The 18,829-nt window shown below is 69.8% G+C and carries 17 protein-coding genes; 16 read left to right on the top strand and 1 reads right to left on the bottom strand.

The genetic code is table 11. The features are described from left to right. Positions 1-110: 110 nt before the first annotated feature. Positions 111-731, bottom strand: coding sequence for a beta-class carbonic anhydrase (locus ACWGIH_RS31325; protein ID WP_453450327.1), 621 nt, complete (start codon positions 729-731; stop codon positions 111-113). Between the two features lie 357 nt (positions 732-1,088). On the opposite strand from ACWGIH_RS31325, the gene rsmH reads away from it, so the two are divergent. From rsmH to ACWGIH_RS31245, 16 genes are all read left to right on the top strand, one after another. Further along, positions 1,089-2,045, top strand: coding sequence for a 16S rRNA (cytosine(1402)-N(4))-methyltransferase RsmH (gene rsmH, locus ACWGIH_RS31320; protein WP_453450328.1), 957 nt, complete (start codon positions 1,089-1,091; stop codon positions 2,043-2,045). 48 nt (positions 2,046-2,093) lie between these two features. After that, positions 2,094-2,654 (top strand): hypothetical protein, encoded by a 561-nt coding sequence (locus ACWGIH_RS31315; RefSeq protein WP_453450329.1) that lies wholly within the window; start codon positions 2,094-2,096, stop codon positions 2,652-2,654. A gap of 5 nt (positions 2,655-2,659) precedes the next feature. Further along, the gene (locus ACWGIH_RS31310; RefSeq protein ID WP_453691722.1) at positions 2,660-4,615 is read left to right on the top strand and encodes a peptidoglycan D,D-transpeptidase FtsI family protein; all 1,956 of its coding nucleotides are present in this window, start codon (positions 2,660-2,662) and stop codon (positions 4,613-4,615) included. A gap of 19 nt (positions 4,616-4,634) precedes the next feature. Next, positions 4,635-6,287 carry a UDP-N-acetylmuramoyl-L-alanyl-D-glutamate--2,6-diaminopimelate ligase gene (locus ACWGIH_RS31305; protein ID WP_453450331.1) on the top strand — a complete coding sequence of 551 codons (1,653 nt, stop codon included), beginning with the start codon at positions 4,635-4,637 and terminating at the stop codon, positions 6,285-6,287. Positions 6,288-6,291: 4 nt separating this feature from the next. Then, complete coding sequence (locus tag ACWGIH_RS31300; RefSeq protein WP_453450332.1) at positions 6,292-7,704, top strand: UDP-N-acetylmuramoyl-tripeptide--D-alanyl-D-alanine ligase; 1,413 nt, start codon at positions 6,292-6,294, stop codon at positions 7,702-7,704. Further along, a complete protein-coding gene (mraY, locus tag ACWGIH_RS31295; protein ID WP_160504534.1) occupies positions 7,701-8,771 on the top strand; it encodes a phospho-N-acetylmuramoyl-pentapeptide-transferase in 1,071 nt (356 codons plus the stop codon). Before ACWGIH_RS31300 ends, mraY begins: the two co-directional genes overlap by 4 nt. Continuing rightward, a complete protein-coding gene (murD, locus tag ACWGIH_RS31290) occupies positions 8,753-10,177 on the top strand; it encodes a UDP-N-acetylmuramoyl-L-alanine--D-glutamate ligase (RefSeq protein WP_453450333.1) in 1,425 nt (474 codons plus the stop codon). The genes mraY and murD overlap by 19 nt, the downstream gene beginning before the upstream one ends. A gap of 79 nt (positions 10,178-10,256) precedes the next feature. Further along, positions 10,257-11,579 carry a putative lipid II flippase FtsW gene (gene ftsW, locus ACWGIH_RS31285; protein ID WP_453450334.1) on the top strand — a complete coding sequence of 441 codons (1,323 nt, stop codon included), beginning with the start codon at positions 10,257-10,259 and terminating at the stop codon, positions 11,577-11,579. Between the two features lie 6 nt (positions 11,580-11,585). Further along, entirely contained in the window at positions 11,586-12,680 is a 1,095-nt protein-coding gene (murG, locus tag ACWGIH_RS31280) for an undecaprenyldiphospho-muramoylpentapeptide beta-N-acetylglucosaminyltransferase (protein ID WP_160504531.1), read from the top strand. 33 nt (positions 12,681-12,713) lie between these two features. Further along, positions 12,714-13,511 carry a cell division protein FtsQ/DivIB gene (locus tag ACWGIH_RS31275; RefSeq protein ID WP_453450335.1) on the top strand — a complete coding sequence of 266 codons (798 nt, stop codon included), beginning with the start codon at positions 12,714-12,716 and terminating at the stop codon, positions 13,509-13,511. A gap of 275 nt (positions 13,512-13,786) precedes the next feature. Then, positions 13,787-15,013 (top strand): cell division protein FtsZ, encoded by a 1,227-nt coding sequence (gene ftsZ, locus ACWGIH_RS31270; protein WP_453450336.1) that lies wholly within the window; start codon positions 13,787-13,789, stop codon positions 15,011-15,013. Beyond that, positions 15,010-15,741, top strand: a complete 732-nt coding sequence (pgeF, locus tag ACWGIH_RS31265) for a peptidoglycan editing factor PgeF (protein ID WP_453450337.1) — start codon at positions 15,010-15,012, stop codon at positions 15,739-15,741. Before ftsZ ends, pgeF begins: the two co-directional genes overlap by 4 nt. 6 nt (positions 15,742-15,747) lie before the next feature. After that, on the top strand, positions 15,748-16,467 hold the full coding sequence (locus ACWGIH_RS31260; protein ID WP_453450338.1) for a YggS family pyridoxal phosphate-dependent enzyme: 720 nt from the start codon (positions 15,748-15,750) through the stop codon (positions 16,465-16,467). Between the two features lie 124 nt (positions 16,468-16,591). Continuing rightward, positions 16,592-17,236, top strand: coding sequence for a cell division protein SepF (locus ACWGIH_RS31255; RefSeq protein ID WP_453450339.1), 645 nt, complete (start codon positions 16,592-16,594; stop codon positions 17,234-17,236). Between the two features lie 70 nt (positions 17,237-17,306). Next, positions 17,307-17,591, top strand: coding sequence for a YggT family protein (locus ACWGIH_RS31250; RefSeq protein WP_384554861.1), 285 nt, complete (start codon positions 17,307-17,309; stop codon positions 17,589-17,591). 46 nt (positions 17,592-17,637) lie between these two features. Further along, positions 17,638-18,735 (top strand): DivIVA domain-containing protein, encoded by a 1,098-nt coding sequence (locus tag ACWGIH_RS31245; protein ID WP_453395048.1) that lies wholly within the window; start codon positions 17,638-17,640, stop codon positions 18,733-18,735. Positions 18,736-18,829 lie beyond the last annotated feature (94 nt).

The following is an 18,829-nucleotide window of genomic DNA, read 5'->3' as shown; positions in this document are numbered from 1 at the left end:
TTGGGCATACCGGGTTGTGTCACTCGCCCGCGGATAACTGGCGGCGATATGTCAGCTCTTACGGCCTTTTGCCTGCCGAGGTGATCCGGAAAGATCCGCTCCGGACCCGGTCACGCAGGGTCGATCTCCCGCAGCAGACCGGTGGTCACATCGAAGACGAATCCCCGCACATCGTCGGTGTGCAGAAGGAACGGCGAGGTCCGCACCCGCTGCATCGACTGGCGTACGTCCTGATCGACGTCACGGAAGGACTCCACCGCCCAGGCGGGCCGCTGGCCGACCTCGAGCTCGAGCTCGTGCCGGAACTCCTCGGTGAGGCTCTCCAGGCCGCAGCTGGTGTGGTGGATCAGCACGACGCTGCGCGTGCCGAGTGCGCGCTGGCTGATCGTCAGGGAGCGCATGACGTCGTCGGTGACCACGCCGCCCGCGTTGCGAATGGTGTGGCAGTCGCCCAGTTCGAGACCGAGCGCGTCGTGGAGATCGATGCGGGCGTCCATGCAGGAGACGACGGCCACGCCGAGCACGGGGCGGGCGTCCATGCCCGGGTCCGTGAAACCGGACGCGTACCGCTTGTTCGCCTCGACGAGACGGTCCGTGACGGTGTCGCCGGCGGCTATGCCGCCGGTCGGCTCTGTGGGGAAGCCCGTGGGCGATGCGGAAGTCGACATGACTAAGACGGTAGTCGGCACTGATCGCCGGGGCCCGCTGTGAGAAGGGACAAAGAACGTCAATGAGTCTTGTTGTGAGCTAACCCACAGGGGTGCGGCGCCTACGCCCGAACGGGTGAAGAGGCGTTCTTCGCGACCCGTCGGCGACCCGTGCGCGACGCGCAGGCCAGTTGATTGACCGGGCGACACGGTGGACTAAAGTGACGCGAAGTGGGAGCCGTGACCCTGCTCCCAGCTGGACTGTTCACCCGGAGATTCCCTGAATCCCCCCACGTGCGCGGCGCGTACGTACGGCTCGGCCTCCTCCCGCTCCCGGTCGGCTGACGCCACTTCCCCGGCGCCAGCAGGCCATTCCCCTTCTGGAGCGGGCGGGGACCCGGCCGTGCGCACCGCGCTGCGCGCCGGACCTGAGAGGGCCCTTTGAGCCACACCCGACACGTCCCGGTGATGCTCCAGCGATGCCTGGACCTGTTGGCCCCCGCGCTCGCCGAGCCGGGCGCGGTCGTCGTCGACTGCACCCTCGGACTCGGCGGCCACAGCGAGGCGCTGCTTTCCACCTTCCCCTCGGCCCGCCTCATCGGCCTCGACCGGGACAAGGAAGCGCTGCGGCTCTCCGGGGAGCGGCTCGCCCCCTTCGGTGACCGGGCCGAGCTTGTGCACGCGGTCTACGACGAACTGCCCGAGGTGCTCGACCGGCTCGGCATCGCGAAGGTCCAGGGCATCCTGTTCGACCTCGGCGTCTCCTCGATGCAACTCGACGAGGCCGACCGGGGCTTCGCCTACGCGCAGGACGCGCCCCTGGACATGCGCATGGACCAGACGACCGGCATGAGCGCCGCCGAGGTCCTCAACACGTACGCACCGGGCGAACTGGTGCGGATCCTGCGCCAGTACGGCGAGGAGAAGCAGGCCAAGCGGATCGTGAGCGCGGTCGTCCGCGAGCGCGAGAAGGAGCCGTTCAGCAACAGCGCGCGGCTCGTCGAGCTGATCCGTGACTCCCTGCCGCAGGCCGCCAAGCGCACCGGCGGCAACCCCGCCAAGCGCACCTTCCAGGCCCTGCGCATCGAGGTCAACGGCGAGCTGAGCGTCCTGGAGGCCGCCATCCCGGCGGCCGTGAAGGCGCTCGCCGTCGGCGGCCGCATCGCCGTCCTGTCGTACCACTCCCTTGAGGACCGGCTGGTCAAGCAGGTGTTCGCGGCCGGTGCCGCGACGACCGCGCCGCCCGGCCTGCCCGTCGTCCCCGAGCGCTACCAGCCCCGGCTCAAGCTGCTCACGCGCGGCGCCGAACTCCCCACCGAGGAAGAGGTCGCCGAGAACCGCCGGGCGGCCCCGGCACGGCTGCGGGGTGCGCAGCGCATCCGCGAGGAGGCCCCGTGAAGCGCGCCCGCCGGGAGGACCCGTGAACGGCGTCCCTGAGGAGGCCCCATGAGCAAGAAGCCCGAGCTGCGGGGGAGGGCCGCCCGCCTCGCGCGGCTGCTGCCGTCGGGGCCGAGCCAGGCCGCGCGCACACCGTTCGTGCTGCTCGTCGTGCTGCTGCTCGGCGGCGGTCTGATCACGCTGCTGATCCTGAACTCCTCGCTCAACGAGGGCTCGTTCCAGCTGAGCGAGCTCAAGAAGGAGACGACGGAGCTCACCGACCAGGAGCAGGAGCTCCAACGGGACGTGGACGCCTACGCCGCCCCTGAGGCCCTCCAGCGCCGCGCCGGTGAGCTCGGCATGGTGCCGGGCGGTGACCCGGCCTTCCTGAACCCGGACGGCACCGTGCGCGGCGTCCCCGGAGCCGCCGAGCAGTCCTCCGCGCTGGGGCCGGATCCACGCCCGCAGGAAGTAGCCTCCCCGGCGCCCTCGGTCTCGATCCCGGTGGCGCCGTCGCCCGCGGTGCCCTCGGCGCCCCAGGCGTCCCCGGCGCCCTCCGCCCCGGCCCCGGGCGCCTCGCCCACGCCCCACCCCTCCGCGACGCCCGGCCCCACGACCTCCGGCAGGTGACGTAAGTGACGGACCGCCAACCCCCGCGACGCAGGGTCCCGGGACCCGCGCGGCCCTCGCGCCCCGCCCGCCCCGGCGAACAGCGCCGCGCAGGAGGGGGAGCTGGGCCCGCCCGCCGCCCGCGCCCCGCCACCAAGGCCCGCACCATCCGCCTCGGCAGCCCGCGGCCCCGCCTGCGCATGGTGAGCCTCGGCCTGACCCTGGTGATGCTGGCTTTCGTCGTACGCCTCCTGCAGGTGCAGGCGGTCGACGCGAGCGTCTACACCGCCAAGGCCGAGAAGAACCGCTACTTCAGCCACGTCCTGACCGCCGAGCGCGGCGGCATCACCGACCGCCGCGGCGTCGAACTGGCCGCCAGCGTGGACGCGTACGACATCACGGCCGACCCCACGATGTTCACCGCCAAGGAGATGGGCATCAAGGACGCGCCCGAGCAGGCCGCCGCGCTCCTCGCCCCGATCCTCGACAAGGACGCCGACCGGCTCACCGAACAGCTGAAGACCCCCAAGACGCGCTACGTCCTGCTCGCCCGCAGGCAGACCCCGCAGGTCTGGAAGCAGATCAAGGACCTGCGCGGCGGGCGCGCCGCCAACGCGCGCGCCCCCACCAATACACCCCACAAAACAGGGGGGGGGTTGCACGACCCCACCCCCAAACGCCGGGTAACCAAACAACAACAGGGCGCCGGGATACTGGGCTGGGTCAACGCCGAGGGCAAGGGCGCGGGCGGCCTCGAGCAGCAGCTCAACAAGGAGCTCGCGGGCAAGGACGGCAAGATCAGGTACGCCCAGTCCGGCGGCCACCAGGTGCCCACGGCGGGCAGCACCGAGACGCCGGCCGTGCCCGGTTCCGACGTCGAGCTCACCATCGACCGCGACATCCAGTGGGCCGCGCAGAGCGCCATCACCAGGCAGGTGGAGAAGTCCCAGGCGGACCGCGGCTACGTGATAGTGCAGGACAACAAGACCGGCGAGATCCTCGCGATGGCCAACTCCCCGGGCTTCGACCCGAACGACCTCTCGCAGGCCGACGGGACGGCCATGGGCAACGCCTCGCTCCAGGACGCCTTCGAGCCGGGTTCCACCGCCAAGGTCATGTCGATGGCCGCCGTCCTGGAGGAGAACGCGGCCACGCCCGCCACCCATGTGACGGTCCCCAACCGGCTGCACCGCGGCGACCGGCTCTTCCAGGACGACATCGACCACCCGACCTGGCACCTCACGCTCAACGGCGTGCTCGCCAAGTCCAGCAACATCGGCACGATCCTGGCCACCGGCGAGCTGGGCAAGACCCAGAAGGAAGCCAACCGGTCGCTCTACTCGTACCTGCGCAAGTTCGGCATCGGCAGGGAGACCGGACTCGGCTTCCCCGGCGAGACGTCCGGCATCTTCGCGCCCGCCGACAAGTGGTCCACCTCGCAGCAGTACACGATCCCGTTCGGCCAAGGCTTCTCCATCAACGCGATGCAGGCGACCTCCGTCTACTCGACCATCGCCAACGACGGCGTACGCGTCGAGCCCACGCTGGTGCGCGGCACGAAGGGGCCCGACGGCCGCTTCACGCCCGCGCCCAAGCCCAAGAAGACCCGGGTGGTGAGCACGAAGACCGCCAAGACGTTGTCGCGGATGCTCGAATCCGTCGTCGACGACGAAGAGGGCACGGGCACCAAGGCCCGCATCCCCGGCTACCGGGTCGCGGGCAAGACGGGTACGGCCAACCGGGTCGACCCCGAGACCGGCAGGTACAAGGGCTACACCTCGTCGTTCGCCGGATTCGCGCCCGCCGACAAGCCGCGCGTCACCGTCTACTGCGCGATCCAGAACGCCACCAAGGGCAGCTACTTCGGCGGCCAGATCTGCGGTCCCATCTACAAGGAAGTCATGCAGTTCGCCCTCAAGACGCTCCAGGTCCCGCCCACCGGCAAGGGCGCGGCCCGGCTCCCCGTCACCTTCGAACCCTGAGCCCCACCAGGACAAACCCGTGACAACGATCACCCCGCGGCCGGGGAACCAGCCCCCGCCACACCGCCCGCTTCGCCCTGAGCCCGGTGCGCCCGGTACGCTCACCGCCGTGCCACACGCTGATCAGTCCCAAACCACCCAGAAGGGCGTTCCCGTGACATATCCGGGACCGCCGCGGCCGGTCCAGGTCTCCGCGACGCCGCTCGCCAGGATCGCCGATCAGCTGGGCGTCGCCGCCCCGGGCACCGGGGAGGTCAGCGGCATCACGCACGACTCCCGCGCGGTCCGCCCCGGCGACATCTACGCCGCGCTGCCCGGCGCCCGGCTGCACGGCGCCGACTTCGTCGCCCAGGCGGCCGACCTCGGCGCCGCCGCGATCCTCACCGACCCGACGGGCGCCGAACGCGCCGCCGTCACGGGCCTGCCGGTCCTGGTCGTGGAGAACCCGCGCGGCGCCATGGGGGAGCTGGCGGCCACGGTCTACGGCCATCCGGGCCGCGATCTGCTGCAGATCGGCATCACCGGCACGTCCGGCAAGACCACCACGGCGTACCTCGTCGAGGGCGGCCTCAAGGGCGTCAAATCGACCGGCCTCATCGGCACGGTCGAGATGCGCATCGGCGACGAGCGGATCAAGTCCGAACGCACGACCCCCGAGGCGACCGACCTCCAGGCGCTGTTCGCGGTGATGCGCGAGCGCGGCGTCGAGGCCGTCGCCATGGAGGTCTCCAGCCATGCCCTCGTGCTCGGCCGGGTGGACGGCTGCGTCTTCGACGTCGCCGTCTTCAACAACCTGAGCCCGGAGCACATGGAGTTCCACTCCGACATGGAGGACTACTTCCAGGCCAAGGCGCAGCTGTTCACCAAGCTGCGTTCGAAGGTCGGCGTGGTCAACTTCGACGACGAGTACGGGCGTCGGCTCATCGACGAGTCCGAGGTCCCCGTCACCACCTTCTCCGCCGAGGGCCACCCCGACGCCGACTGGCGCGCGGAAGGCGTCGAGGTCACGCCGTTCGACTCCACGTTCGTCGTGGTCGGCCCGCAGGGCGAGCGGATCACCGCCAAGTCCCCGCTGGCCGGTCCTTTCAACGTCGCCAACACCCTCTCCGCGATCGTCTCGCTGGCCGTCGCCGGGATCGACCCGCAGCAGGCCGCCGACGGCATCGGCGCCGTGGCGGGCGTCCCGGGCCGCCTGGAGCGCATCGACGCGGGCCAGCCCTACCTCGCGGTCGTCGACTACGCCCACAAGACGGACGCCGTCGAATCGGTCCTGCGCGCCCTGCGCAAGGTCACCGAGAACAAGCTGCACATCGTCCTCGGCTGCGGCGGCGACCGGGACAAGACCAAGCGGATGCCGATGGGCGCCGCGGCGGCCCGGCTCGCCGACACCGCCGTACTGACCTCTGACAACCCCCGTGGCGAGGACCCCCTCGCGATCCTGGCCACGATGCTCGCCGGCGCCGCCGACGTGCCGTCCCACGAACGCGGTGACGTCGCCGTCTTCGAGGACCGCGCCGCCGCCATCCGCGCGGCCGTCGCCCGGGCCGAGCCGGGCGACACGGTGCTCGTCGCGGGCAAGGGCCACGAGCAGGGACAGGACATCGCCGGGGTGGTGCGTCCCTTCGACGACCGCCAGGTACTTCGCGAAGCAATCCAGCAAACCCAGGGATGAATCTGTGATCGCCCTCTCCCTCGCCGAGATCGCCAGTGTCGTCGGCGGGCAGACGTACGACATACCGGATCCGTCCGTCCAGGTCACCGGACCGGTCGTCAGGGACTCCCGTGAAGTGGAGCCCGGCAGCCTCTTCGTCGCCTTCGCGGGCGAGCGCGTCGACGGCCACGACTACGCGTCCGCGGTGATCGACGCGGGCGCCGCCGCGGTCCTGGCGTCGCGCCCCGTCGGCGTACCCGCCATCGTCGTGGACGACGTGCAGGCGGCGCTCGGCGCCCTCGCGCGGCACGTCGTGGAGCGGCTCGGCGCCACGCTCGTGGCGCTCACCGGCTCCGTCGGCAAGACGAGCTCCAAGGACCTGCTCGCCCAGGTGCTGCGGAGCAAGGCGCCCACGGTCTTCACGCCGGGCTCGCTCAACAACGAGATCGGCCTGCCGCTCACCGCCCTCAGCGCCACCGACGAGACGCGGTTCCTCGTCCTGGAGATGGGCGCCCGCGGCATCGGCCACATCCGCTACCTCACCGGCCTCACCCCGCCGAAGATCGGCCTCGTGCTCAACGTCGGCACCGCCCACATCGGCGAGTTCGGCGGACGCGAGCAGATCGCAGTGGCGAAGGGTGAACTCGTCGAGAGCCTGCCCGCCGACGGCACCGCCGTCCTCAATGCCGACGACCCCCTCGTCCGCGCCATGGCTTCGCGCACGAAGGCACGCGTCCTCTTCTTCGGAGAGCGCGCCGACGCCGACGTACGTGCCGAGAATGTCCGGCTCACGGAGAACGGACAGCCTGCTTTTACGCTGCACACACCCTCCGGGTGCAGCGACGTGACCTTGCGGCTGTACGGTGAGCATCACGTGTCGAACGCGCTTGCCGCGGCCGCCGTCGCCCATGAGCTGGGCATGTCCGCAGACGAGATCGCCCGCGCGCTCTCCGAGGCGGGCACGCTGTCCCGCTGGCGGATGGAGGTCACCGAGCGCCCGGACGGCGTGACGGTCGTCAACGACGCCTACAACGCGAACCCCGAGTCCATGCGAGCCGCCCTGCGCGCGCTCGCGGCCATGGCCAAGGGACGTCGTACGTGGGCGGTGCTCGGTCATATGGCCGAGCTCGGTGACGAGGGGCTCGCCGAACACGACGCGGTCGGACGGCTCGCTGTCCGGCTGAACGTGAGCAAGCTCGTGGCAGTCGGGGGCAGGGAAGCGTCCTGGCTCCAACTGGGCGCATACAACGAGGGTTCGTGGGGTGAGGAGTCGGTGCACGTGTCCGACGCACAGGCGGCGATCGACCTGCTGCGCAGCGAGCTGCGCCCGGGAGACGTCGTGCTGGTGAAGGCTTCCAGATCGGTCGGTCTCGAGCGGGTCGCCACGGCGCTGCTCGATGACTCCGCGTCGTCCGAGGGGCAGGTCGCCGGCCGATGAGGCAGATCCTCTTCGCGGGTGTGATCGGGCTCTTCCTGACCCTGGTCGGAACCCCGCTCCTTATCAAGTTCCTTGCCCGCAAGGGCTATGGGCAGTTCATCCGGGACGACGGCCCGCGCGAGCACCACAGCAAGCGCGGTACGCCGACCATGGGTGGCATCGCCTTCATCCTCGCCACGCTCATCGCGTACTTCCTCACGAAGATCATCACGGGTACGGAGACCACGCTCTCCGGTCTCCTCGTGCTCTTCCTGATGGCGGGCATGGGCCTCGTCGGCTTCCTCGACGACTACATCAAGATCGTGAAGCAGCGCTCGCTCGGCCTGCGCGCCAAGGCGAAGATGGCCGGCCAGCTGATCGTCGGCATCGGCTTCGCCGTGCTCGCGCTGAACTGGCCGGACAACCGCAACCAGACCCCGGCCTCCACCAAGCTGTCGTTCGTCACGGACTTCGGCTGGTCGATCGGCCCGGTGCTCTTCGTGGTCTGGGCGCTGTTCATGATCCTCGCGATGTCGAACGGCGTGAACCTCACCGACGGCCTCGACGGCCTCGCCACCGGCGCCTCCGTGATGGTCTTCGGCGCGTACACCTTCATCGGTGTCTGGCAGTACCAGGAGTCCTGCGCCAACGCGGTCACGCTGACCAACCCACAGGCGTGCTTCGAGGTCAGAGACCCACTCGACCTCGCGGTGGTGGCCTCCGCGCTGATGGGTGCCTGCTTCGGCTTCCTGTGGTGGAACACCTCGCCCGCCAAGATCTTCATGGGTGACACCGGCTCGCTCGCCCTCGGCGGCGCGCTCGCCGGCCTCGCGATCTGCTCGCGCACCGAGATGCTCCTCGCCCTGCTCGGCGGCCTCTTCGTCCTCATCACGATGTCGGTCGTCATCCAGGTCGGCTCCTTCCGCATGACCGGGAAGCGCGTCTTCCGTATGGCGCCACTGCAGCACCACTTCGAACTCAAGGGGTGGTCCGAAGTCCTTGTGGTGGTCCGCTTCTGGATCATCCAGGGCATGTGCGTGATCGTCGGACTCGGCCTCTTCTACGCAGGATGGGCAGCCAAGAAGTGACCAGCTGGCAGGGGAAGAACGTCACCGTCGCCGGACTCGGCGTCTCCGGGATCCCGGCGGCCCGCGTGCTGCACGGCCTGGGTGCGGCCGTCACGGTCGTCAACGACGGCGACGACGAGCGCTCCCGTACGCAGGCCGATGAGCTGAGGGCGGAGGGCATCTCCGTCCGCCTCGGCGACGGGGCCACCCTGCCCGAAGGCACCGAACTCGTCGTCACCACGCCCGGCTGGCAGCCGGACAAGCCGCTCTTCGCGGCAGCCGCCGCAGCGGGCGTCGAGGTGTGGGGCGACGTCGAGCTGGCCTGGCGCCTGCGCGGCCCCGACGCCGCGCCCTGGCTCGCGGTCACCGGCACGAACGGCAAGACCACGACCGTGCGCATGCTGGCCTCGATCCTGGAGGCGGCCGGTCTGCGCACCGCCGCCGTCGGCAACATCGGGGTCTCGCTGCTCGACGTCGTCACCGGCGACGAGACGTATGACGTCCTGGCCGTCGAGCTCTCCAGCTACCAGCTGCACTGGGCGCCCTCGCTGCGCGCCCACTCCGCGACCGTCCTGAACCTCGCGCCCGACCACCTGGACTGGCACGGCTCCATGGAGGCGTACGCCGCCGACAAGGGCCGGATCTACGAGGGCAATCAGGTCGCCTGCGTCTACAACGTCGCCGACAAGGCGACGGAGGACCTCGTCCGCGAGGCCGACGTCGAAGAAGGCTGCCGCGCCATCGGTTTCACGCTGAACGCGCCCGCGCCCTCGCAACTGGGCGTCGTGGACGGCATTCTGGTCGACCGTGCGTTCGTGCCGGACCGTCAGAAGCAGGCGCAGGAGCTCGCTGAGATCTCCGACGTGCAGCCGCCCGCGCCGCACAACATCGCCAACGCCCTGGCCGCGGCGGCGCTCGCGCGCGCCTACGGCGTGCCCGCGACGGCCGTCCGCGACGGCCTGCGCGCCTTCCGCCCGGACGCCCACCGCATCGAACACGTCGCCGACGTGGCCGAGGTGGCGTACGTCGACGACTCCAAGGCCACCAACACCCACGCCGCGGAAGCCTCGTTGGCGGCGTACGAATCGATCGTCTGGATCGCGGGCGGGCTCGCCAAGGGCGCCACCTTCGACGAGCTCGTCACCAAGTCGGCCAAGCGGCTTCGGGGTGTCGTCCTGATCGGCGCGGACCGCGCGCTGATCCGCGAAGCCCTGGCGCGACACGCGCCCGAGGTCCCGGTCGTCGACCTCGACCGGACCGACACTGGGGCGATGTCCGAGGCGGTACGACAGGCGGCACGGCTCGCCGAGCCGGGGGACACCGTACTGATGGCTCCGGCCTGTGCGTCGATGGACATGTTCACCAACTACAACAAGCGTGGTGACGCGTTCGCGGACGCGGTCCGCGAACTCGGCGCGAGCGCCTGACGCGGGCCCGGAGGTCCGGGGCGCCCGGCACCCTGAGGAGGGCACGTGGCAGCGTCTTGGTGGCTGGGCGGGGGTCCTGATGGCCGGCAGTAGCGGGCGCGCGCCCACACGCCTTGCCAGGCGGCCCGCACCGGTCCGTTCCCCGCGGGCTCCACGCCCGCCGAGCGAGAACGCGGTGCGGCGGTTCGTCACCCGGGTCAAGCGCGCCTGGGACCGGCCGCTGACGGCGTACTACCTCATCTTCGGCAGCAGCCTGCTGATCACCGTGCTCGGCCTGGTGATGGTCTACTCGGCGTCGATGATCCAGGCGCTGCAGCTCGACCTGCCCGCCGCGTACTTCTTCCAGAAGCAGTTCGTCGCCGCCGTGCTCGGCTCAATCCTGCTGCTCGTGGCCATGCGCATGCCCATCAAGCTGCACCGGGCGCTCGCCTATCCCATCCTCGCCGTGACCGTCTTCCTGATGGTGCTCGTGCAGATCCCCGGGATAGGGCGCAGCGTCAACGGAAACCAGAACTGGATCTATCTGGGCGGCCCCTTCCAGCTCCAGCCCAGCGAGTTCGCCAAGCTCGCCCTCGTCCTGTGGGGCGCCGATCTGCTCGCCCGCAAACAGGACAAGCGCCTCCTCACCCAGTGGAAGCACATGCTGGTGCCGCTCGTCCCCGTCGCCTTCATGCTGCTCGGTCTGATCATGCTGGGCGGCGACATGGGCACGGCGATCATCCTCACGGCGATCCTTTTCGGCCTGCTCTGGCTCGCGGGGGCGCCCACGCGGCTCTTCGCGGGAGTGCTCTCGATCGCGGCCCTGCTCGGCGTGATCCTCATCAAGACCAGCCCCAACCGCATGGCGAGGCTCGCCTGCATCGGCGCGACGGATCCGGGCCCCGGCGACCAGTGCTGGCAGGCCGTGCACGGGATCTATGCCCTGGCCTCCGGCGGATTCTTCGGTTCCGGCCTCGGCGCGAGTGTGGAAAAATGGGGTCAACTGCCGGAACCGCACACCGACTTCATCTTCGCCATCACAGGGGAGGAACTCGGCCTGGCGGGGACGCTGTCGGTGCTCGCCCTGTTCGCGGCTCTAGGCTATGCGGGTATCCGCGTGGCCGGACGCACGGAGGACCCCTTCGTACGGTATGCCGCGGGAGGCGTGACCACCTGGATCACGGCGCAGGCCGTGATCAACGTCGGTGCGGTGCTCGGTCTGCTGCCGATCGCCGGTGTCCCGCTCCCGCTGTTCTCGTACGGGGGCTCAGCCCTGCTGCCGACCATGTTCGCCATCGGACTCCTCATCGCCTTCGCGCGGGAGGAACCGGCGGCAAAGGCGGCCCTGGCCATGCGGCAACCTCGGGTGAGATGGAACACGATGAGACGGCGCGTCAAGGCGCGTTCGTCCGGAGAGCGGTGAATTTCGGTGCATGTCGTACTCGCCGGTGGGGGGACCGCCGGCCACATCGAGCCCGCGCTCGCCCTCGCGGACGCCCTGCGGAGGCAGGACCCGACCGTGGGCATCACGGCCCTGGGCACGGAGCGTGGACTCGAGACCCGACTCGTACCCGAGCGGGGCTACGAACTCGCGCTGATCCCGGCCGTTCCGCTGCCGCGCAAGCCCACTCCTGAGCTGATCACCGTCCCGGGACGGCTGCGCGGCACGATCAAGGCGGCCGAGCAGATCCTGGAGCGCACGAAGGCGGACTGCGTGGTCGGCTTCGGCGGCTACGTCGCGCTGCCGGGCTACCTCGCGGCCAAGCGGACCGGCACGCCGATCGTCGTGCACGAGGCCAACGCCCGCCCCGGCCTCGCCAACAAGATCGGTTCGCGGTACGCCCACGGGGTGGCCGTCGCCACGCCGGACAGCAAGCTGCGCAACTCCCGCTACATCGGCATCCCGCTGCGCCACACCATCGCCACGCTCGACAGGGCCCGGGTCCGCCCGGAGGCGCGCGCCGCCTTCGGCCTCGACCCGAACCTGCCGACGCTGCTGGTCTCCGGCGGTTCGCAGGGCGCCAGGCGGCTCAACGAGGTCGTCCAGCAGGTCGCTCCGGTCCTGCAGCGCGCCGGGATCCAGATCCTGCACGCGGTCGGCCCGAAGAACGAAATGCCGTACGTCGAGAACATGCCCGGTATGCCGCCCTACATCCCGGTACCGTACGTGGACCGGATGGACCTCGCGTACGCGGCGGCGGACATGATGCTCTGCCGTGCGGGCGCGATGACCGTCGCCGAACTCTCCGCCGTCGGGCTTCCGGCCGCTTACGTCCCGCTGCCCATCGGCAACGGCGAACAGCGGCTGAACGCCCAGCCGGTGGTCAAGGCCGGCGGTGGACTCCTCGTGGACGACGCCGAACTGACGCCCGAGTGGGTGCAGGGCAACGTACTCCCGGTGCTCGCCGACCCGCACCGGCTGTACGAGATGTCCCGTGCGGCCTCGGAGTTCGGCCGCAGGGATGCCGACGACCTCCTCGTCGGCATGGTGTACGAGGCGATCGCGTCGCGCCGCAACGGGTGAGACGGCACTAGAAGCACAAGAAGGCAGGGGACCGTGGCCGGACCGACCACCGCCGAACGGCAGAAGCCCGCTTCTGGTGGGTCCCGCCCGCCCCGCCCTCGGCGCTCCCGCGTGCGCGTGCCGCGGCCGCGCACCCTGATCCTCTCGCTCATCGCACTCGTGCTGGTGGGGGCGGGAGGAGTCTGGTTGTTCTACGGCTCGCAGTGGCTGCGCGTGGAGCGCGTGACGACTTCGGGGACCCGGATCCTGACGCCCGAAGAGGTGCGCGAGGCGGCCGCGGCCCCGGTCGGGGCACCACTGATCTCGGTCGACACCGACGCCCTTGAGGACCGGCTGCGGAAGAGGCTTCCGCGTATCGACTCGGTCGAGGTCGACCGATCCTGGCCGCACGCGATCGGTCTGAAAGTGACCGAACGCAAGCCGGTACTGCTTATCGAAAAGGGCGGAAAGTTCGTCGAAGTGGACGCCAAGGGAGTGCGATTCGCCACGAGCGGACAAGCCCCCAAGGGTGTCCCCCTCCTGGAATTGAGGCCGGATCAGGAGAACGCGGAGGCGAGTCTGCGCCGTTTCGACTCGCACCGTCTGCGGCGTGAGGCGGTACAGGTCGCGGGTGCGCTGCCCGCCGCCGTGGCCCGCGATACACGGGCCGTCAAGGTCCGTTCGTACGACTCCATCTCGCTGGAGTTGACGGGCGGACGCACCGTGGAGTGGGGCAGCAGCGAGAAGGGTCGGACGAAGGCAAGCACACTCATCGCCCTGATGAAAGCCGCCCCCAAGGCACGGCACTTCGATGTGAGTGTCCCCACCGCCCCCGCCTCGTCGGCGAGTTGACGCATATCGTCGCAGGCCAGCACCCTGGTTCGGCAGCGCTACGGCTGATCACATAGGGTGAAAAGAAAAACGGGAGGTTCGGCGTGTTCGTTGAACGTGCGCCACTTGTCGACTTAGTGTCCTGTTCGGAAGAGTCCAAGGAACAGACACACTGGTAACCCTAAACTTCAACGTTAGGGTTCGGGTCGGCGTTCGGACCGTCCCATTCGGCATCAGTCGTCGCGGCGCTTGACCGCGAGGCGGCGACACGTAACTCGAGGCGAGAGGCCTTCGACGTGGCAGCACCGCAGAACTACCTCGCAGTCATCAAAGTCATCGGTGTCGGCGGCGGTGGTGTCAATGCCATCAACCGGATGATCGAGGTCGGTCTCAAGGGCGTCGAGTTCATCGCCATCAACACCGACGCGCAAGCCCTGTTGATGAGCGACGCCGACGTCAAGCTCGACGTAGGCCGGGAACTCACCCGCGGCCTCGGCGCCGGAGCCAACCCGGCAGTCGGCCGCAAGGCGGCCGAGGACCACCGCGAGGAGATCGAGGAGGTCCTCAAGGGGGCCGACATGGTCTTCGTCACCGCCGGCGAAGGCGGTGGCACCGGCACCGGCGGCGCACCTGTCGTCGCCAACATCGCTCGCTCCCTGGGCGCCCTGACCATCGGCGTCGTCACCCGGCCGTTCACCTTCGAGGGCCGTCGTCGCGCCAACCAGGCCGAGGACGGGATCGCGGAGCTGCGCGAAGAGGTCGACACCCTCATCGTCATCCCCAACGACCGGCTCCTGTCCATCTCGGACCGCCAGGTCAGCGTTCTGGACGCCTTCAAGTCGGCGGACCAGGTCCTGCTCTCCGGTGTCCAGGGCATCACCGACCTCATCACGACCCCGGGTCTGATCAACCTCGACTTCGCCGACGTCAAGTCGGTCATGTCCGAGGCCGGTTCGGCACTCATGGGCATCGGCTCGGCCCGCGGCGACGACCGCGCGGTGGCCGCCGCCGAGATGGCGATCTCCTCGCCACTCCTGGAGGCGTCCATCGACGGAGCGCGGGGAGTCCTGCTCTCCATCTCCGGCGGCTCCGACCTCGGCCTCTTCGAGATCAACGAAGCGGCCCAACTGGTCAGCGAGGCGGCCCACCCCGAGGCCAACATCATCTTCGGCGCCGTCATCGACGACGCCCTGGGCGACGAGGTCCGGGTCACCGTCATCGCGGCGGGCTTCGACGGCGGGCAGCCGCCGTCCAAGCGCGACACCGTCCTCGGTTCGGCGTCGTCGGGCAAGCAGCGTGACGAGCAGCCGGCGGCCACGAGCCGTCCGGCCGAGTCCCGTTCGCCGTACGGCGGCCTCGGCAGCGTCACGTCGCACGAGGAGCCGTCGGCCCCGGAGCCGGTCGAGGTGACCCCGGTCAACGAAACCCCGTCCGCGCCCGTGGCCCCGCCGCAGGTGCCGCCGGCCCGTCCCTACTCGGACAGCCAGGCCGAGGAGCTGGACGTGCCGGACTTCCTGAAGTGATAGGCGAGCACAGCACCGTGAGCGGCGCGCACTTCGCCTTCACCGACAGGTGGGGCGGGGTGAGCGCCGTTCCGTACGAAGAGCTCAACCTCGGCGGCGCGGTCGGCGACGACCCCGAGGCCATGCGCACGAACCGTGCGCTGGCCGCCACGGCGCTGGGCATCGAGCCGACGCGCGTGGTCTGGATGAACCAGGTCCACGGCCCCGACGTCGTCGTGGTCGACGGGCCCTGGGGCTCCGACGCCGAGATCCCGGCGGTCGACGCCGTGGTGACCGCCCGCCGCGGCCTCGCCCTCGCGGTCCTCACCGCGGACTGCACGCCCGTCCTGCTCGCCGACCCGGTGGCCAAGGTGGCCGCCGCGGCGCACGCGGGCAGGCCCGGCATGATCGCCGGGGTCGTGCCCGCGGCCGTCGAGGCGATGATGAAGCTCGGCGCGGACCCGGACCGCATGGTCGCCCGCACCGGCCCCGCCGTCTGCGGCCGCTGCTACGAGGTGCCGGAGGAGATGCGCGCCGATGTCGCCGCGATCGAACCCGCGGCGTACGCCGAGACGAGCTGGGGCACTCCGGCGGTCGACGTGACCGCGGGCGTGCACGCCCAGCTGGAGCGGCTCGGGGTGCGCGACCGGGAGCAGTCGCCGGTGTGCACCCTGGAATCCGGTGACCACTTCTCGTACCGCCGCGACCGGACCACCGGTCGTCTCGCGGGCTATGTCTGGCTGGACTGATAGGGCATGACGGACCGTAAGTCTCAACTCGCCGCAAATCTGGCGCAGGTCGAAGAGCGCATCGCCGCGGCGTGCGTGGCGGCGGGGCGCAAGCGGGAGGAGGTGACCCTGATCGTGGTCACCAAGACCTATCCCGCGAGCGATGTGCGGATCCTCTCGGAACTCGGTGTGCGTCACGTCGCCGAGAACCGTGACCAGGACGCGGCCCCCAAGGCCGCCGAGTGCTCGGATCTGCCCCTCGACTGGCACTTTGTCGGTCAATTGCAGACCAACAAGGTCCGTTCTGTGGTCAGTTATGCCGATGTGGTCCAGTCCGTGGACCGCCCCAAGCTCGTCACTGCCCTGTCGGCCGGTGCCGTGCGGGCCGAGCGGGAACTCGGCTGTCTGATCCAGGTCGCCCTCGACGCCGAGGAGAACGGCCGGGGCGAGCGCGGGGGAGTGGGCCCCGGCGGAATCGAAGAGTTGGCCGGACTGGTGGCCGAGGCCCCGGGGCTGCGGCTCGACGGTCTGATGACCGTGGCGCCGCTCACCGGTCCGTACGCGGGGCGGCAACAGGCGGCGTTCGAGCGGCTGATGGAATTCTCAACCCTCATGCGCGCGACTCATCCGGCTGCGAACATGGTGTCGGCAGGGATGAGTGCGGACCTCGAACAGGCCGTGGCGGCCGGAGCGACACATGTGCGCGTCGGTACGGCGGTACTCGGAGTCCGACCCGGGCTCGGGTAACGTCGCCAAGAAGTCGGACCACAGCAGAAAATATGGTCATTCTCGCTGTTGGGCGGGGAGGCCTCGTGGATCGCGGGCAGTTGGTGACGACAGCCGATCCACCACAGAGCGGAGGACTCAGAGCATGGCCGGCGCGATGCGCAAGATGGCGGTCTACCTCGGCCTCGTGGAGGACGATGGGTACGACGGTCCGGGGTTCGACCCCGATGACGAGTTCGAACCCGAGCCGGAGCCCGAGCGGGACCGCAGGCGGCACGAACCGCCGCACCAGTCCCACTCATCCCGTCAGGCACACGTGCCTGAAAGGGACGAATCGGTACGAGTGGTGCAGCCCCCCGCACAGCGTGAGCCGGTCGCCCATTCCGCTTCGCTAGGCGCGGAATCAGGACGTCCGGCACGTATCGCCCCCGTGGCATCCATCACACCTGAACGTCAGAGTCTGGAGAAGAACGCACCGGTGATCATGCCCAAGGTCGTGTCCGAGCGGGAGCCCTACCGCATCACCACGCTGCACCCGCGGACGTACAACGAGGCCCGTACCATCGGGGAACACTTCCGCGAGGGCACTCCGGTGATCATGAATCTGACCGAGATGGACGACACGGATGCGAAGCGACTTGTCGACTTTGCCGCCGGTCTGGTGTTCGGTCTCCATGGCAGCATTGAACGAGTGACGCAGAAGGTGTTCCTGTTGTCGCCTGCTAACGTCGATGTAACGGCGGAGGACAAGGCTCGCATCGCAGAGGGCGGGTTCTTCAACCAGAGCTGAGACGTAAGTGACGCAGTAACGCAGAACCAGCAGACGCAGCACGAGTAACAGGGGAGAGGGAACCGCGAACATGGGCGTGGTCTTGCAGGTGCTTTACATCGCGCTGATGTGCTTCCTCATCGTGCTGATCTTCCGGTTGGTCATGGACTACGTCTTCCAGTTCGCCCGCTCATGGCAACCCGGCAAGGCGATGGTGGTCGTTCTGGAGGCCACCTACACTGTCACTGATCCACCGCTCAAGCTTCTGCGGCGGTTCATTCCGCCGCTGCGTCTCGGGGGCGTGGCGCTCGACCTGTCCTTCTTCGTACTGATGATCATCGTCTACATCCTGATCTCCGTCGTGAGCCGGCTGTGAACGATACGGTCTTGCCGAATGCCGACGACTACGTTGAGGTGAAGAGATGCCGTTGACCCCCGAGGACGTGCGGAACAAGCAGTTCACGACCGTCCGCCTCCGAGAAGGCTATGACGAGGACGAGGTCGATGCCTTCCTCGATGAGGTCGAAGCCGAACTGACTCGCTTGCTCCGCGAGAACGAGGACTTGCGCGCCAAACTGGCCGCTGCCACCCGCGCCGCTGCGCAGAACCAGCAGCAGGGCGGCATGCGCAAGCCTCCGGAACCGCAGGACCAGCGCGGTCCCGGCGCCCCGGTGCCCGCCGCAATATCGGGCCCGCAGCCGGTGCCGCCGCAGCAGCAGCACCCGCAGCACCAGCAGATGGGCGGTCCGCCGCAGCTGCCCGGTGGTGCGCCGCAGCTGCCCGCAGGCCCCAGTGGGCACGGCCCGCAGGGTGGTCCGCAGGGTCCCGGCCCGATGGGCCAGGGCGGTCCGATGGGCGGCCCCATGGGTGGTCCCATGGGCGGTCACGGTCCGCAGATGCCCCAGCCCGGCCAGGGCCCCGGCGGCGACAGTGCCGCGCGCGTGCTCTCCCTCGCCCAGCAGACCGCTGACCAGGCGATCGCGGAGGCCCGTTCCGAGGCCAACAAGATCGTCGGCGAGGCTCGTTCGCGCGCCGAGGGCCTCGAGCGTGACGCCCGTGCCAAGGCCGACGCCCTGGAGCGGGACGCGCAGGAGAAGCACCGTGTCGCGATGGGCTCCCTGGAGTCCGCCCGCGCCACGCTGGAGCGCAAGGTCGAGGACCTGCGCGGCTTCGAGCGCGAGTACCGCACGCGTCTGAAGTCCTACCTGGAGTCGCAGCTCCGTCAGCTGGAGACTCAGGCCGACGACTCGCTGGCCCCGCCGCGGACCCCGGCGACGGCTTCCCTTCCGCCGTCCCCGGCGCCTTCCATGGCACCGGCCGGCGCGGGCGCCCCGTCGTACGGCGGGCAGCAGTCCATGGGCGGCAACCAGCAGAACGCCGGTCCGTCCTACGGCGGCCAGCAGCAGATGTCCCCGGCGATGACCCAGCCGATGGCGCCGGTGCGGCCGCAGGCCCCGCAGCCCATGCAGCAGGCTCCGTCGCCGATGCGTGGCTTCCTCATCGACGAGGACGACAACTGACGGCCGTTTCCACGCCTTAGGCGTCGGCAGCGTTCAGGGCGAGGCCCCCAGTTCTTCTGGGGGCCTCGCCCTTTTGTGCGTCAGCACACAACTT

The sequence above is a fragment of the Streptomyces sp. NPDC054872 genome, from assembly GCF_053610705.1.
The sequence above is the reverse complement of the archived record's forward strand: the minus strand, read 5'-3'. Positions and strand labels throughout refer to the sequence as shown.